Raw genomic sequence first — 16,019 nt, 5'->3', positions numbered from 1 at the left:
GAGATGGAATTGCCCGTTTTATTCAAAGTAGGGGATGACATCTCAACAGACGAAATTTTGGCAGGTGGCGGACGTGTTCTTCCGTATCGAAGCAACTTGGAAGAAATCAGCAAGTTCACCTTTGAGATATTGGACGGAACCTATTATGAACGGGCAATGGAAATCCGGGACGCCGGCGGTCATGTGATTATAGGCGGCAGCAATTATGGGCAAGGATCAAGCCGTGAGCATGCAGCCTTGGCACCGCGTTACTTAGGGCTTCGGTTCGTTATCGTAAAAGATTATGCGAGAATACATTGGCAAAACCTTGTCAACTTCGGTGTATTGCCGTTGGAATTCGTCCATGAAGAAGATTACGACATGCTGGAAAAAGGAGATGTACTGCGGGTGAAAAACCTGCATAAATCATTGCCAGCCACGAGTGCAGTGGAGGTTGAAGTGAAAGGAAAAGGAGTAATCGATGCGAAGCACTCGCTTTCCAAACGGCAAATCGATGTGATGCTCCATGGCGGACTAATCAACTGGGTTAGGCAAGGTGAAGCGAAAAACAGTTAAGTAACTACGATAGGATTTATATAGGACAAGCTAGATTAAGGGCTTGTCCTTCATTTCCTTTAAAAAGCTTGTACCGGGCTCGGTCAACCGGTAAGTTTCATCAATCGAACCGGCATGGCGCCTTTGGATCGAAAGCATCTTCAACCAATTGAAGAATTTGCTTCCGGGTGTTCCGTCCGGTTGACAAAGTCGGGAGCTCCTCCATACCAAAAAAAGCGGCACCGCTTGTTTCCAATCCACCTGAGAGCTTTCCGTCAAGCACTTCACATTGAATAAACAATTTGTACACATGGTAAGGCATAGGCGGGTGTTCATGCTGCTTGGTATCGTAAACAGCGAGCATACGGGTTGGTCTTACCTCAAGTCCCGCCTCTTCCTTGGTTTCCTTGGCTGCAACTTCTCCTGGAGAAAATCCGATATCTCCCCAGCCCCCTGGAAGAGCCCAATTTCCGTCTGATTTTTCTTGAACCAGTAAAAGCTTCTTGTTGACGAGCACGACAGCCCGAATGTCCACTTTGGGAGTTTGATAGCCTGTCTCATTAGTAAACAAGTCAGCTAATTTTGTAAAGGGAACATCCGTATGAGCTGCCATCATTTCTTTACTGATTTCCCTCAGGCGCTGGAATCGCTCCTGGTCAAAAACATCCTGAGAATAGGTTAATCCAGCTTGCGCCAAGGACTGGATTTCTTTCGCCCATGTCAGCCATTTTGGTTCCATCTTCTATTCCTCCTGTCCACAGTCATACGTACTTATGTGAAAGTGTCTCGGTTGTTTCTGATCTGATATAGTTTTTCGGGTCAAATACCCAATTTTCACGTGCGCCCTTCCAGCTTCACCTAAAAAGCATAGTCTATAGTACATCGGAAAAAGGAGGGATTGTTTAAATGAGTGGAGGAGCAGGTTACGGATATGGTTCCGGTTTTGCGTTGATTGTTGTGTTGTTTATCTTGCTTATTATCGTTGGGTCATCATGGTTTGGTGGTGGCTACGGAGGATACTATTAAGCTCATCCGGACCATTTAGATAAAACCCAATACAGGAGAGCTTCCGGATGGAAGCTCTTTTTCACATTTTCTTTGAATGCTTGATCGTGCAACTTTATTTCTGCCTTACACAAAGACTGAATCAACCTGTGCATTTTCCTGTATTCTTGGCATTATTCGATCGTACAGGCTTTTGCCATATTATTAGTTTGATCAGTAAGAAAACATACCATCTGCATTTCATCAACATAACGTCCCTGGTATTTGATCGCGTTTTTTTCCAGTCCATAACAAGTAAAGCCCGCCTTTTTGTATAAATGCTGAGCTGCTTGATTATCAGCTGCCACGTTCAGGTTCAGCTGTTCAATTCCGTATAGCACTGCATCGTGTTTTGCTTTTTTTACTAATTCGTATCCCACTCCATTACTTCTGGCTGATTCGGTTACATACATAGCCACAATGTCTGCTTTATGTGCTGCTTTTTCATGCCCGTTTCGCAGCATGGTCACAACGCCGACAAGCTTTCCATCCATGTATGCGCCATAGGTGTCACTGGTGGCGGCTTGCAAATTTTTAGCTGTCGATTCAATTGGATTTTTCCTTGCTAGTGCTTCTTCATATGTAGTGAGAAATGCTTCGGGATTTTTCAGTAAAGCTTCCAGTCTTAACTTCCAATATGCTTCTGCTTCGTCATGCCCCAGTTTGTTAATTTCCAATCATTTTCCCCCTAAAACAAGTATAGGTTCAGTTTACCACTGTTTCGGATAGTCTGTCAGAATTTTCATGAAGTCTTATGGATGCTATCGTGCCTCTGATAAGAATAAAAATGTAACATGATTATTGTTTTTATCATTTTATAGGATAGGAGGCTGCTTTAAGTTCTGCTTGATGAATGTTTCCCGGAAAACTGGAGAAAAGACTGCGTGTTTTACGGAAAGGCATCCTCATGATAAACTTTACCATGAATAAAATACGTAACGACACTGTCAGGGCACTTTCTATTTTTATAGATGCCGTTTAGTGGTGACGCCTAGAGATGATTTTACCTGCCGTGCTCTGCGTGGTAAAATAGATGACGTAGAAAGGAAGTCATAGATGATTACACGAAAAAGCAATAGAGAAATTGAAATGATGCAGGAAGCTGGAAAACTGCTAGCTTCTACTCATAAAGAAATAGCCAAGCGAATCAAACCTGGAGTTACTACCATGGAAATCGAGCGATTTGTCGAACAGTATCTTGCCGAACATGGAGCAACCCCTGAACAGAAAGGCTATAATGGTTATCAGTTTGCTACTTGTGCTTCGATTAATGATGAAATCTGCCATGGATTTCCGCGTGAAGAAGCCTTGAAAGACGGAGATATCGTCACCATCGATATGGTAGTAAATTTAAATGGCGGGCTTGCTGACTCTGCCTGGACATACGCTGTCGGCAATGTCGACGAGAAAGGCAAACGCCTGATGGATGTTACGGAAAAATCCCTTTATAAAGGAATCGAACAAGCACAGCCGGGAAACCGTATCGGGGATATAGGCCATGCAATCCAAACATACGCGGAAGCAGAAGGATTTTCTGTTGTCCGTGATTTTACCGGACATGGAATCGGACCGACTATTCACGAAGATCCGCATATCCCGCACTACGGGTTGGCAGGTAAAGGCCCCAGGTTAAAAGAAGGAATGGTCATTACTATTGAACCAATGCTGAATGAAGGAACATGGCATAGTCAAATGGATGATAATAATTGGACAGCACGGACTACCGATCAAGGCAGATCGGCCCAGTATGAACATACTGTAGTCATTACTAAGCAAGGGCCGAGAATCTTGACCAGCCAGGACGACATCTAAGAGAAAGCAACGATTGCTTTCTCTTTTTTAAAGCTCCATATGAAAGCACCTGCGTTTTTCTCGTCTCAGCTGATACAAAAAGCGGCGTATTCATTAGGAGTCATATTGTTAATTGTGGAAAATATAAACTGTATTTCAATTTTTCCTGACTAGGTTGCTTTGAACCATTGTTTTTTTAAGACGAAAGGGGAGACAGGGTTGAGGGTCATTTCAATTTGCCCCAGTAATACGGAATTGTTGGATTATTTAGGAATGATAGACAAATTAATCGCTGTAGATGATTTCTCTGATTACCCGGAATCGGTCAAACGATTACCAAAAGTCGGTCCGGACTTATCAATCGACATGGACAAAGTGGCGGAATTGAAACCGGACTTGGTATTGGCTTCGCTTAGTGTACCAGGCATGGAAAAAAATATTGAAGCTTTGGAACAACGACATATTCCTTATATTGTTTTGAATCCTAATTCTTTAAAGGACATTGCGAAGGATTTGAAGACCGTCGGGGAGGCGATGGGAGAGCCAGCATTGGGTGAGCAGCGATCGGTCCAGTTCAAAAATGAAACCGCTTCCTCGAACGTGAGTTATCGAGAGACGTCCGAACCTTCACTTTACTGGGAATGGTGGCCGAAGCCGGTATTCACACCGGGAAGGACTAATTGGTTAACAGAAATAAGTGAGTTGGCTGGTGCCCGCAATGTTTTTGATACGGAACCGGAGGCCAGCATCCAAACGACCTGGGAGGAAGTAAAAACTAGAAACCCAGACCATATCTGCCTGGTCTGGGTCGGGATTCAGGAGCAAAAAATGCGACCGGAACTAATTCAAAAACGTCCAGGCTGGAACGAATTGAAAGCCGTACAGGAAGGTCGCATTCATGTTTTGCCGGAATCATTATTTTGCAGGCCCTCCCCCCGGCTATTGCTCGGATTAAAAAAACTGAATCATTTGCTGGGGAAGGATAAAGTTCTTTAACGGTCCCCTTTTATCATCAAGGTCAATACAGGGCATAGCATGCAGAAAAATGCGAATGGCAGGTATGTCAGCACTGGTACCCCCAATACATCTGCCAAAAAGACACCGCAGACACTCCACGGAACGAGCGGATTGATCACCGTCCCGGCATCTTCCAACGTCCGTGATAATTTTTTTCGGGATATTCCCTGTTCGTCATACACTTTTTTATAGGCTTCCCCTGTTAAAAGGATCGATAAATATTGCTCGCCGATCAGGACGTTCGCTCCGATTGCCGTCAGCACAGTTGTAAATGTAATTTTACGCAGACTGGTCAGCTTGGACTGAATCGTCCATAACAGGGAAGGGATAATTCCGGTAACAAACAACAGACCGCCAAGACCGAGAGCAAGGAGTACGAGGGAAATGGTCATAAACATGCCTTCCATTCCCCCTCTGGTTAGAAGACCGTCGACCGCTTCGATGCCGGTATCAGCTGTGTAGCCGGAATACCATGTATTCCAAACTGCCAGCCAAGACATACTGCCGCTCATACCAGCTATAACGGTTCCCAGCAAACTGCTCGCTGCTATGGTCAAAAACGCCCGGATTTTAAACAATGTAAGCAGAACAAGCAAAATAAGCGGGAGCCATGCATACCAATGCAGCAATCCAGAAGCGGAAAGCCCTTGTTCATATTGTTCGAGTTGTCCGCTTCCAACCTTCTCGTTAGGGGACATGAGAGCAAAGATAACAAAAGTTATTAAAAATGCTGGCAGGGTAGTCCAGGCCATGTTTTTAATATGCTGGAATAAATCTACCTCCACAATGGTGGAAGCCAGGTTGGTTGTATCCGAGAGAGGCGACATTTTGTCACCGAAAAATGCGCCGGAAACGATTGCCCCTGCCGAAACAGCCAATGATAAATCCATGGCTTCGGCCATACCGATAAAGGCCACGCCAATAGTGGCACTTGTCGTTAGAGAGCTTCCTAGGGCCGTTCCGATAATTGCAGTAACGGCAAATGCAATGGCATAAAACCATGTGCCGCCGATAAGTTGGATACCGGTACTCAAAAGGACAGGTATTGTCCCGCTTACCATCCAGGTACTGATCAATATGCCAATAAGCAAAAACAGAAATACGGCACCGATTCCGGTTTGCGCTCCTTGTGCCAAACCTGATTGCAAGTCAGAAAAGGAAATTCTTTTTAGAAGACCGTAAGAGGTCACTGTCAGGACAGCAAGTATTAACGGTATGTGCGGTACTGTTTCCAATTTGATAATAAAGAAACCGATAATTGCAAGGACGAATACCAGTAATATGGCTGCTTCCTGCCAGGGCGGGGCTTGTTTGTGTTTGATTTGAAACATATACATACTCCTTTTGTCGTTTTCCGCTTTTTCATGTTGTATTGCAGCAGTTTTCTTCTCTAGGAATCCAAGTAATGCTAATTAGGAGAAGTACAAAAGCTTACACGTCTGCAATGCTCTTTACTTGCAAGTGAGGTGGCAGGGGCGGTGCTGGATACGGATTGCTTCTTGTATATTCGCAGGGTAATTTTCATTTTTCTTTATACAAATAAAAAAAGCCCCATCCCTGAAAAAGGGACGAAGCTTTTTACTCCGCGGTACCACCCTAATTGATGAACAAATTTGTTCATCCAGCTTTTGAAAACTGCCGCTTTTTTGCGATCCTGTAATTCGACAACTGCGCTGCCCGGGCTTGCAGCAACCGCCCGGTCTCTGGGGACTGACAGCAGCAAAGTCTACTTCGGAATCTGCGGAAACTTTTTATGGTAATCTGTTTCCGTGAATCATACAATAAAGCTGGTCTGGCTGTCAACGTTTGTTTGCATGGAAAATAGTTGAAGTTCTTTCTATTTAACTAGTAATCCGGTATAATGAATGAAAAATTTTACCCACCTGGAGGGAGCATATGACATTAAAAGCAGTTGCTAAAACACAGGAATCAGCTCGTATCTATATGATCCAGAGAGGGATATCCAAGGGTGTTCCGATAATGCTCGGCTATCTGCCGATTGCTCTTACATATGGGGTTATAGCGAAACAGGCGGGAATGACCATTGCCGAGATTACGTTAATGAGTGTGCTCGTCTTTGCCGGAGCAAGTCAATTTATGGGAGCCAATATGATAGCGATAGGTACTGGGGCGATTGAAATTATTATTGCTACGTTTGTACTTAATTTTCGGCATTTCGTAATGAGTTTTTCGTTTATGAACCGGCTTCGTTCCATTGGCCTTGAATGGAAGGTGCCTCTTTCACTCGGATTGACGGATGAAACATTTTCGGTCGCCTCGATGCATACCGAAGAAGCCAGGCAGGAAAAAGGAATGTATTTTTACGCAGCATTAATGATAACCGCCTATTCAGCATGGGTAGTTGGCTCGTTTTTAGGCGGAATCCTGGGTGATATCATCCCGGCAATTTTGAGCCAGAGTATGGGGATTGCTTTATACGCCATGTTTATTGGATTATTGCTGCCAAGTGTCAGAAAAGAATTGCGGGTAGGATTAATAGCTGTCATTGCGATGCTTATCAACGCTTTTAGCGCACAGTTTGTAAGTGACGGCTGGGCAATCGTTCTTGGCACACTGGTAGGCGGACTATGCGGGGTCTTTTTGTTAAAGGAGGGTAAACAGTGATTTTGCTTATCATTCTCGGTATGTCTCTTGTTACGATGGTTCCTCGTATGCTGCCCGCATATATCGTCGATAAAATTCATTTTCCTGGATGGATGAACAGATGGCTTAATGCCATTCCTTATGCTGCTTTAGGAGCATTGATTTTTCCAGGGATTCTCACAGTCAAACCGGATCAGCCATATGTAGGATTGATTGGCGGCGCTGTAGCTGTCGTCTTGGCTTTCTTTGGGCTTAATATTATTCTTGTCGTTATCGGTGCTATTGCTACTGTATTCCTGCTAACAATATAGGAAAAACAGAAGGCCGGATAACCGCAAAAAGGCTGTCCGGAATCCCGATAAAGCGGACGGCAAAATGCAGAATAGATAAAGAAAGAGGGGAAAGAAGGATGTACCATATCAGAAAAGCTGAATTAAAAGATGCAGAGCAAATTGCCAATGTGCATGTAAGCAGTTGGAAATCAACTTATTTTGAGTTGATTAACGAAAAAGATATGTCCAATATTACCTTCGAAAACCGGAAAGCTTTATGGGAAACGATTTTAAAAATGCCTGCCTCCGGCCAGGTTGCGCTTGTTGTGGAAAAGGAAGATGGCGATATTATCGGTTTTGTTTCAGGAGGCAAAGAACGTACCAAACGCTTTGGATATGATGGGGAAATCTATGCTATTTATTTATTGGCGGATTACCAGCGCCAAGGGCTAGGTACGAAAATGCTTGCTGCCTTTACAGATGAAATGGTTAAGGAAGGGTATCAATCGATGCTGGTCTGGGTACTAACCAAAAATCCATCGAGCAAATTTTATGCGAAACACGGTGCCCGTCAGATAGAAAAAGAAGATACTACCATCGGTGAAGGTACCTATCAGGAATCTGCATTTGGTTGGGAAAATATCCACGAACTGTCAAGTAAACTGAAGTACCTCGTGCAATGATGTGAAAGGCTGCCGGATGTATTGTCCGGCAGCCTTTATAGTCAGCGAGCATCTTATGATTCCAGAGCTTTGAAAATTGGCGCTCCTGTTATCTTTCTGATAAATTCTCAGGGGCAGGCTCAATATGAATATGAGCATGGTTGATGTCATGTTTTTCCTGCAGTAAATCTTCAATTCGCTCCGTAATTTCATGACTCTCCTGTACATCGAGGGTAGGTTCTACATAAATCGTTACTTCTACTAGTGCATGATTTCCATGAAGACGTCCTTTGATGTCTTTCACTTCTTTGACCTCTTCATCGCTTACAATACTGTTTCTTATCGTATGCAGTTCATCTTCATCAAAGCCATCTGTCAACGTATGGGTAGCATCGCGGAAAATGTCCCACGCTGTTTTGCAGATGATGATGCCGACAAGTAGTCCTGCTGCAGGGTCAAGCCAGTAGAGACCGAACTGTGCGCCTATAATTCCTACAAAAGCTCCAATACTGACAAGCGCATCAGATTTATTATCCTGAGCCGCTGCGTAAAGTGAAGAACTGTTTATCCTTCTGGAAAGCCGTAAATTGAATCGATAGACTGCCAGCATTACTACGGCACTGACTAACGCTGTCCAGGCCGTAATCATATTAGGCTGGACTAGAGAATGATCGATGATTTTCTGGATGGTGTCAAGTATTACCTGAAAACCGACTGTAATCATAATAAAAGCTGCCACCAGCGATGCTATCGTTTCAGCCCGGAAATGACCATAATGGTGGTCTTCATCCGGAGGCTTTCGCGAAATCCGCAAACCGATCAGCACGGCGATGGAAGCAACTACATCTGTTGTATTGTTAAGCCCGTCCGCTCTCAGGGCATCGGAGTTTCCGATTGAAGCAATAATTAACTTGGCTAGAGCCAAAATTAAATAAGCAGCAATGCTTATCCATGCTCCACGTTCTCCTTTTTTTAAGTTTTCATATTGACCCATGAAATAATTGCCTCCGCTTCCTGTCGCTTTTCCAGCAAACATAGCTTACCAAATCAAACTTCAGTAAGTCTAGAGAAAAAAAGCTTGCTTTAGGCACTATAGTTGCCCTGATGCAATTAAATTTAGCGGATGAAACGAAGATAAAGTTAACACAGTCTAGTGTGGGTACGATTAATTGTACACATTTAAGGGTAAAGAAATACAAGTAATCATCTAATCATTTTATATTACTAAGGGAGTGAGAGCATGTATCACGAGACGGTTATCATTGAAGGTTTAGTGGATGGAATGCGCTTCTCCAAACCAATTTTACTCACCTACGATCCTCAGCAGGAAACCATCGAACAGGCAATCATCAATTTTTATAATAGTCAGGCTCGCACATTCGATGAACTTGCTGTCCAAAGAGGATGGGGCGAGTGTTATTGGACATTTCCCTCATACAGTAAAGTAGTTTAGGCGAGGCTTAACCAATTGATCTGCCTCTCCTTTTTCTTTTTCTCGAGGGCTATCTGTTAGATCCAAGCTTATTGACCGGTCGTTAGGGGTATAGAAATAAAGTGCATACTCCAGTATGTCAGGAGAATACTAGTTGTTGAAATAGAAAGGAGCATGAACCATGGTAAAATTGGCTGTTTTTTATTATAGCTCGACTGGTACAAATTATCAGTTAGCCCAATGGGCTGAAGCTGCTGCGAAGGAAGCAGGTGCTGAAGTTAGACTTCGAAAAATCAAAGAACTCGCACCAGAAGAAGCAATTGCCCAAAACCCGGCATGGAAAAAGCATTATGATGAAACCAAAGATGTGCCGGAAGCAACCAATGACGATCTAGACTGGGCGGATGGGTTTATTTTCAGCGTACCGACACGCTTTGGGAATGTACCTTCGCAAGCAAAGCAGTTTATTGATCAAGCTGGTGGACTATGGGCTCAGGGAAAACTTGTCAACAAGGTAGTGAGTGCGATGACGTCTGCTCAAAATCCTCATGGTGGACAGGAAGCAACTACATTGAATTTATACACGACCATGTTCCATTGGGGAGCGATTATCGTCGGTCCTGGCTATACAGATCCGGTGACTTTCGCAGCTGGGGGAAATCCTTATGGTGTAAGTGTTAGTGTCGATCAGGACGGAAATATGATCGAGGATGTAGAGGCTGCCGTGAAGCATCAGGCGAAAAGAACGGTAGAAGTAACGAAGAAAATCGCTCAAGGATGATAGCGGTGGTTTGTGCAGGCTGTCGGAAAAACGGCAGCTTGTTTTTTTTTGCCTTTAGAACGATCAATATTATAAAGCCTTGTCAACGAATGTTCTGCATGAAAAAGCAACACTTAGGACAATATGGGAAGGAGAGTTCATGCAGAAAGGAACAATGCCATGCATACAACGAATAATACCCATCAGGAAAGCGAGATACATGAAAAAAGATGGGCTATTGTTTCACTCGCATCCATTCCGCTTATCATGACACTTGGAAATTCGATGCTTATTCCAGTTCTGCCCTTGATGGAGAAAGAAATGGATATTTCCAAACTGCAATCAAGCTATATCATCATGGTCTATTCCATCGTTGCCATTTTTTTCATCCCTTTGGCCGGATTTTTGTCCGATCGATATGGCAGAAAGGTAGTCATCATTCCGTCCCTAATAATTGTGGGGCTGGGTGGACTTCTTTCCGGGTATGCTTCCTGGAGGATGAGCGATCCGTTTCCGTATATATTGATTGGTCGTATTCTTCAAGGAATCGGCACTTCGGGAACGGCACCGATTGTATTACCCCTAGTAGGAGACATGTTTCAAAGGGAAAAGGACGTCAGCGCCACACTTGGACTGATTGAAACCTCCAATACCTTCGGCAAAGTACTTAGCCCGATTTTAGGGTCCTTGCTGGCCGGAATTGTTTGGTTTTTGCCATTTTGGGCGATACCTGTATTTTGTGCTGTGTCCTTGCTTCTTGTTGTCTTATTGGTACGAAAGCCAAAAAGTGATAAAAAAGGACCGCCTTTCCAAGAATTTTGGAAAAATACACGGAATACCTTCCATAAACATGGAGGTTGGCTGTCAGCTGTATTCGCCATTGGTGCGATTCTAATGTTTATATTGTTCGGCATCCTGTTTTACTTATCAAGTGTGCTAGAGGATCAGTACCATTTTTCAGGCATCAAAAAAGGCTTCTACCTGGCAGGTCCTTTAGCTGCACTCTGTATTGCTTCCTTCACAACAGGAAAAGTAATCAAAGATGACTTGGTCAAAATGAAGTGGATAACTTTTTCCGGGATTCTGCTTTCAGCTCTGTCGGTAGTAGCCGTTCGGTTTTCTGACCATTTTGTCTATCTGTTGATTGTCTTCCTTCTATGTGGTGTCGGTATAGGAGCGGGGCTTCCCTGTTTAGACGCATTGATTACCGAGAGTATTGAAAAGGGAGTCAGAGGGACAATAACTTGTATTTACAGCTCTGCCCGCTATTTAGGGGTGGCTGCAGGGCCTCCGGTCATCGCCTTATTAATGAAGGGAAATTTGACATGGATGGTGGGGGTACTGGCTGGACTGGCAGTCGTGGCCGCGTTCCTTTCTTTTAAAACGATTCGGCCGGAAGCAGATGGGGAATAAGTATAGACTAACAATCGGAAAGTCTGGGGGGCAATCCGAGGCCACTGAAAAAGTCCTTTCAAATCCAGAAGAGATTTTAAAGTTTGTTGTTGATTCTCACGAATCGCTTATCGGTGGATGCTTANGCTGGGGGAAATCCTTATGGTGTAAGTGTTAGTGTCGATCAGGACGGAAATATGATCGAGGATGTAGAGGCTGCCGTGAAGCATCAGGCGAAAAGAACGGTAGAAGTAACGAAGAAAATCGCTCAAGGATGATAGCGGTGGTTTGTGCAGGCTGTCGGAAAAACGGCAGCTTGTTTTTTTTTGCCTTTAGAACGATCAATATTATAAAGCCTTGTCAACGAATGTTCTGCATGAAAAAGCAACACTTAGGACAATATGGGAAGGAGAGTTCATGCAGAAAGGAACAATGCCATGCATACAACGAATAATACCCATCAGGAAAGCGAGATACATGAAAAAAGATGGGCTATTGTTTCACTCGCATCCATTCCGCTTATCATGACACTTGGAAATTCGATGCTTATTCCAGTTCTGCCCTTGATGGAGAAAGAAATGGATATTTCCAAACTGCAATCAAGCTATATCATCATGGTCTATTCCATCGTTGCCATTTTTTTCATCCCTTTGGCCGGATTTTTGTCCGATCGATATGGCAGAAAGGTAGTCATCATTCCGTCCCTAATAATTGTGGGGCTGGGTGGACTTCTTTCCGGGTATGCTTCCTGGAGGATGAGCGATCCGTTTCCGTATATATTGATTGGTCGTATTCTTCAAGGAATCGGCACTTCGGGAACGGCACCGATTGTATTACCCCTAGTAGGAGACATGTTTCAAAGGGAAAAGGACGTCAGCGCCACACTTGGACTGATTGAAACCTCCAATACCTTCGGCAAAGTACTTAGCCCGATTTTAGGGTCCTTGCTGGCCGGAATTGTTTGGTTTTTGCCATTTTGGGCGATACCTGTATTTTGTGCTGTGTCCTTGCTTCTTGTTGTCTTATTGGTACGAAAGCCAAAAAGTGATAAAAAAGGACCGCCTTTCCAAGAATTTTGGAAAAATACACGGAATACCTTCCATAAACATGGAGGTTGGCTGTCAGCTGTATTCGCCATTGGTGCGATTCTAATGTTTATATTGTTCGGCATCCTGTTTTACTTATCAAGTGTGCTAGAGGATCAGTACCATTTTTCAGGCATCAAAAAAGGCTTCTACCTGGCAGGTCCTTTAGCTGCACTCTGTATTGCTTCCTTCACAACAGGAAAAGTAATCAAAGATGACTTGGTCAAAATGAAGTGGATAACTTTTTCCGGGATTCTGCTTTCAGCTCTGTCGGTAGTAGCCGTTCGGTTTTCTGACCATTTTGTCTATCTGTTGATTGTCTTCCTTCTATGTGGTGTCGGTATAGGAGCGGGGCTTCCCTGTTTAGACGCATTGATTACCGAGAGTATTGAAAAGGGAGTCAGAGGGACAATAACTTGTATTTACAGCTCTGCCCGCTATTTAGGGGTGGCTGCAGGGCCTCCGGTCATCGCCTTATTAATGAAGGGAAATTTGACATGGATGGTGGGGGTACTGGCTGGACTGGCAGTCGTGGCCGCGTTCCTTTCTTTTAAAACGATTCGGCCGGAAGCAGATGGGGAATAAGTATAGACTAACAATCGGAAAGTCTGGGGGGCAATCCGAGGCCACTGAAAAAGTCCTTTCAAATCCAGAAGAGATTTTAAAGTTTGTTGTTGATTCTCACGAATCGCTTATCGGTGGATGCTTACCGCGGGCACGGCCTCAGCTAACTTGGTCAAGAAGATCACTTAACCAAGTGGATCTTCGGCTCGCGCTGTTCCCGCAGGCGTCACCACCGAACGCTCATCGTGGAATCAACAGAGGGTAAACGAAAAAGAAGTGATTTTCTTTGAATTCTAAAAGAAAGTCACTCTTTTTTCTTGTACACTGAAAACCATCTATATGTCTGATGGGGATCTCGTGGAACGAGCTCAGGTCGACATGTCTTTCAATATTTCCTTGCAATGGCACCAGAAGATGACGACATTGATCCCAGCTTATTAGCTTACTTCCGTCGTAAACGTCTGAAAGACCCAAACCTTTTAGATTTCCTGATTGGAAAAACCGTAGAGGCCGCTCTTGAGAAAGGCGTGATCCAATCGAAGTCTCTCATCCTTGATGCGACACACACTAAGGCTCGATACAATCAACCATCCCGTCAAGAAGTATTGCGTAACCGTTCCAAGAACGTCCGTAAAATGATTTATTCTCTCGATGAATCCATGAAGAAATAGAGGGCACAAATCATTGAAATTAGATAAAAAGCGGTCTGAATGGAAATTAACTTCCATACAGACCGCTTTTTTTAAATTCTACTTTTCAAAGACCTTCAGTTTTTCAGTGGCCTCGACTATCCCCGGGCTTTTTTTAGATGCACTGACGATTTGGGCACTTTTGGGAGTTTTGGGAGAAAGATATAGGGGAACTGATAAATAAATATTCAGAAAATTATTGCATTATAACTGATTTTCTAGGATAATATAAAAAAGGAACAAGGGGGCGTGTTCCATGAAAAAGCATAAGATCAATTACAGATTACAGGCTTTTGGAACCAATAGGAAAAGTAAAATCGTGGCCAAACGTGAAATCTCCTATGAAATCAAGCTTGCTACAAAATTACTTCTCGATGAGTTATGTTTTAACTGGAACAAATCACGCTTAGAAACGCAAATCAATAGCTCGATTGATGCAAGTGACAGAGAAGCTTTCCTTGCCTTAAGCAAGCAGTACCAGTCTTACGTTAAGGAATAAGCAGGATGTTGAATAGATAGATCCTTGCCGACTTGGCAGGGATTTTTTGCTTTTTCGGTGCCAAATAGGATTGAAATAGATCAATTCTGGGGAAAGTGTATCAGGAGTAAAACTTAACTTTTCTCCGACTTAAGGAACGCTAACCCGCAAGTCTGGAATTTATTTAAACGAGACCTTTTTATTATGTTACAATGAGTAACGTATCATAGAAACAACAACCAGAAATGAAGGGATTTAACATGAAACTGAATGCGTTGATCATGACAGCCGCTTTAGGTGCTTTATTGCTTGGCTGTCAGCAGGATGGAGAGCCGAAACCGGGAGAAGATAGTCAAACTAGCCAAACCGAACTGGATGACAAGCAGTCCGGCGACCAGACCGGACAGGAAGAAGAGAGCCAAGAGGATCAGGAAGACCAAGCCGATGGTAACCATGCCCAGCTGGAGAAGCCGGAGGACGGCGAGGTTGTCACCGTTGAGGATCCGGAAAGCATGCTTGTGCTTGCCAACAAACAGTTCAAACTTCCTGATGGTTATGAGCCGCCCGATTTAATTGCTCCTGAGGTACCTTTTTATTTTGAAGAGGACCTGGAAAAGCGCTATATGCGAGAGGAAGCTGCCCATGCCTTAGAAGACTTGTTTGACGGGGCAGGGGAGGCTGGACTTGATTTAGTGGCCGCCTCTGGATATCGTTCTTATGAACGCCAGAAAGAAATTTACCAGCAAAACGTCGAAAGTATGGGTCAGGAGGAAGCTGATAAATTTTCCTCGAAGCCCGGTAACAGTGAACATCAGACGGGACTTGCCATGGATGTAACTTCAGCAGAAATGGCTTTTTCATTGGAGCAGGCGTTCAAACAAACCGATGAAGGCAAATGGCTGGCAGATAATGCCCCTGACTATGGTTTTATTATCCGTTATCCTGAAGGAAAAGAGGATATCACTGGATACAGTTACGAGCCTTGGCACATTCGTTATGTCGGCAAAGAGACTGCTGAGCAAATAGATAAACAAAATATAACATTGGAAGAATATTTGTATTCCAATTAAACAGAGACGCCCTGATAACATGCTTCAGGGTGTCTTTTTTATCATCCTGCGTTAGAACCGCATTTATTTCACTGAATGGATTTGGAAAAACGAGCGCGAAAAAAATAGACAGAATTTTAACATTATTTATTCCATATTCTGTTATGCTTGAATTAATAAGAAAAGGGGGGAGAAAATGGGTGTGAAAAACAAACGGGTGCGCAGCTGGCTTTTGTATGATTGGGGAAATTCTGCTTTTGCTACTACGATCATGGCAGCTATTTTGCCGGTTTTTTATTATGACGTGGCTGCAAAAGGTCTACCGGAAAGCACGGCAGCAAGCTATTGGGGATATTCCCAATCATTGGCTGTATTGCTTGTTGCGGTAATGGCTCCGATTTTGGGGGCGATCAGCGACTATTCAGCGGCTAAAAAGCAGTTCTTGCGTTTTTTTGCCTTCATGGGAATGATTGCAAGTGTGCTTCTCGCTTTTGTTGGAGAGGGGGATTACTTATTTGCTTCGATTCTTTTGATTGTCGGGACAATCGGTTTTTCCGGGGGGAACGTGTTTTACGATGCTTTTTTGCCGGAAATAGCAGAAGGGGACAATATCGACAGCATATCGACCAGGGGATTTGCTTATGGC

General features: G+C 43.8%; 17 protein-coding genes and 3 pseudogenes. 16 read left to right on the top strand and 4 right to left on the bottom strand.

The genetic code is table 11. From position 1 onward, the window contains the following. A pseudogene (locus tag BN1067_RS19600) lies at positions 1-555 on the top strand (aconitate hydratase); the annotation flags it as partial. 100 nt (positions 556-655) lie between these two features. Here BN1067_RS19600 and BN1067_RS19595 read toward each other — a convergent pair. Continuing rightward, positions 656-1,273 (bottom strand): NUDIX hydrolase, encoded by a 618-nt coding sequence (locus BN1067_RS19595; protein WP_053220491.1) that lies wholly within the window; start codon positions 1,271-1,273, stop codon positions 656-658. 167 nt (positions 1,274-1,440) lie between these two features. Between BN1067_RS19595 and BN1067_RS19590 the strand changes: the two genes are divergently transcribed. Then, complete coding sequence (locus BN1067_RS19590; RefSeq protein WP_110943594.1) at positions 1,441-1,560, top strand: YjcZ family sporulation protein; 120 nt, start codon at positions 1,441-1,443, stop codon at positions 1,558-1,560. 152 nt (positions 1,561-1,712) lie between these two features. Here the strand turns inward: BN1067_RS19590 and BN1067_RS19585 are convergent, their stop codons facing one another. Then, entirely contained in the window at positions 1,713-2,255 is a 543-nt protein-coding gene (locus BN1067_RS19585) for a GNAT family N-acetyltransferase (RefSeq protein ID WP_234400737.1), read from the bottom strand. A 379-nt stretch (positions 2,256-2,634) separates the two neighbouring features. On the opposite strand from BN1067_RS19585, the gene map reads away from it, so the two are divergent. Together map and BN1067_RS19575 are read left to right on the top strand one after the other, a co-directional pair. After that, entirely contained in the window at positions 2,635-3,390 is a 756-nt protein-coding gene (gene map, locus BN1067_RS19580) for a type I methionyl aminopeptidase (protein WP_053220490.1), read from the top strand. A 198-nt stretch (positions 3,391-3,588) separates the two neighbouring features. Beyond that, entirely contained in the window at positions 3,589-4,365 is a 777-nt protein-coding gene (locus BN1067_RS19575; RefSeq protein WP_053220489.1) for a cobalamin-binding protein, read from the top strand. Here the strand turns inward: BN1067_RS19575 and nhaC are convergent. Continuing rightward, a complete protein-coding gene (gene nhaC / locus BN1067_RS19570; RefSeq protein ID WP_053220488.1) occupies positions 4,362-5,717 on the bottom strand; it encodes a Na+/H+ antiporter NhaC in 1,356 nt (451 codons plus the stop codon). The two genes, BN1067_RS19575 and nhaC, sit on opposite strands and share 4 nt — an antisense overlap. 565 nt (positions 5,718-6,282) lie before the next feature. Between nhaC and BN1067_RS19560 the strand changes: the two genes are divergently transcribed. The 3 genes from BN1067_RS19560 (at position 6,283) to BN1067_RS19550 (ending at position 7,945) form a co-directional block, all read left to right on the top strand. Beyond that, the gene (locus BN1067_RS19560) at positions 6,283-7,011 is read left to right on the top strand and encodes an AzlC family ABC transporter permease (protein WP_053220486.1); all 729 of its coding nucleotides are present in this window, start codon (positions 6,283-6,285) and stop codon (positions 7,009-7,011) included. Then, complete coding sequence (locus BN1067_RS19555) at positions 7,008-7,301, top strand: AzlD domain-containing protein (protein WP_053220485.1); 294 nt, start codon at positions 7,008-7,010, stop codon at positions 7,299-7,301. The genes BN1067_RS19560 and BN1067_RS19555 overlap by 4 nt, the downstream gene beginning before the upstream one ends. 98 nt (positions 7,302-7,399) lie before the next feature. After that, the gene (locus tag BN1067_RS19550; protein WP_053220484.1) at positions 7,400-7,945 is read left to right on the top strand and encodes a GNAT family N-acetyltransferase; all 546 of its coding nucleotides are present in this window, start codon (positions 7,400-7,402) and stop codon (positions 7,943-7,945) included. An 88-nt stretch (positions 7,946-8,033) separates the two neighbouring features. Here BN1067_RS19550 and BN1067_RS19545 read toward each other — a convergent pair whose 3' ends face one another. Further along, complete coding sequence (locus tag BN1067_RS19545; protein ID WP_053220483.1) at positions 8,034-8,918, bottom strand: cation diffusion facilitator family transporter; 885 nt, start codon at positions 8,916-8,918, stop codon at positions 8,034-8,036. Positions 8,919-9,164: 246 nt separating this feature from the next. Here BN1067_RS19545 and BN1067_RS19540 point away from each other — a divergent pair, with 246 nt between their 5' ends. From BN1067_RS19540 to BN1067_RS19500, 9 genes and pseudogenes are all read left to right on the top strand, one after another. Then, positions 9,165-9,377, top strand: a complete 213-nt coding sequence (locus BN1067_RS19540; RefSeq protein WP_053220482.1) for a hypothetical protein — start codon at positions 9,165-9,167, stop codon at positions 9,375-9,377. 160 nt (positions 9,378-9,537) lie between these two features. Further along, positions 9,538-10,137: an NAD(P)H:quinone oxidoreductase gene (wrbA, locus tag BN1067_RS19535; protein ID WP_053220481.1), complete on the top strand. Its 600-nt coding sequence runs from the start codon at positions 9,538-9,540 to the stop codon at positions 10,135-10,137. Between the two features lie 159 nt (positions 10,138-10,296). Then, complete coding sequence (locus tag BN1067_RS19530; RefSeq protein WP_053220480.1) at positions 10,297-11,529, top strand: MFS transporter; 1,233 nt, start codon at positions 10,297-10,299, stop codon at positions 11,527-11,529. A 125-nt stretch (positions 11,530-11,654) separates the two neighbouring features. Next, positions 11,655-11,786: pseudogene (locus BN1067_RS19525) on the top strand (NAD(P)H:quinone oxidoreductase, type IV); the annotation flags it as partial. A 159-nt stretch (positions 11,787-11,945) separates the two neighbouring features. After that, positions 11,946-13,178, top strand: a complete 1,233-nt coding sequence (locus BN1067_RS19520; protein ID WP_053220480.1) for an MFS transporter — start codon at positions 11,946-11,948, stop codon at positions 13,176-13,178. 303 nt (positions 13,179-13,481) lie between these two features. Further along, a pseudogene (locus tag BN1067_RS19515) lies at positions 13,482-13,825 on the top strand (transposase); the annotation flags it as partial. Positions 13,826-14,102: 277 nt separating this feature from the next. Continuing rightward, entirely contained in the window at positions 14,103-14,345 is a 243-nt protein-coding gene (locus BN1067_RS19510; protein ID WP_053220478.1) for an IDEAL domain-containing protein, read from the top strand. A gap of 239 nt (positions 14,346-14,584) precedes the next feature. Then, positions 14,585-15,394, top strand: a complete 810-nt coding sequence (locus tag BN1067_RS19505; RefSeq protein WP_053220477.1) for a M15 family metallopeptidase — start codon at positions 14,585-14,587, stop codon at positions 15,392-15,394. A 175-nt stretch (positions 15,395-15,569) separates the two neighbouring features. Further along, positions 15,570-16,019, top strand: a 450-nt coding sequence (locus tag BN1067_RS19500; RefSeq protein WP_199868574.1) for an MFS transporter, incomplete at its 3' end; no start/stop codon positions are given.

Source organism: Virgibacillus senegalensis (assembly GCF_000821245.2).
GTDB lineage: Bacteria > Bacillota > Bacilli > Bacillales > Amphibacillaceae > Sediminibacillus > Sediminibacillus senegalensis.
Note: the sequence above shows the minus strand (reverse complement) of the source record. Positions and strands in the feature narration are given on the sequence as shown.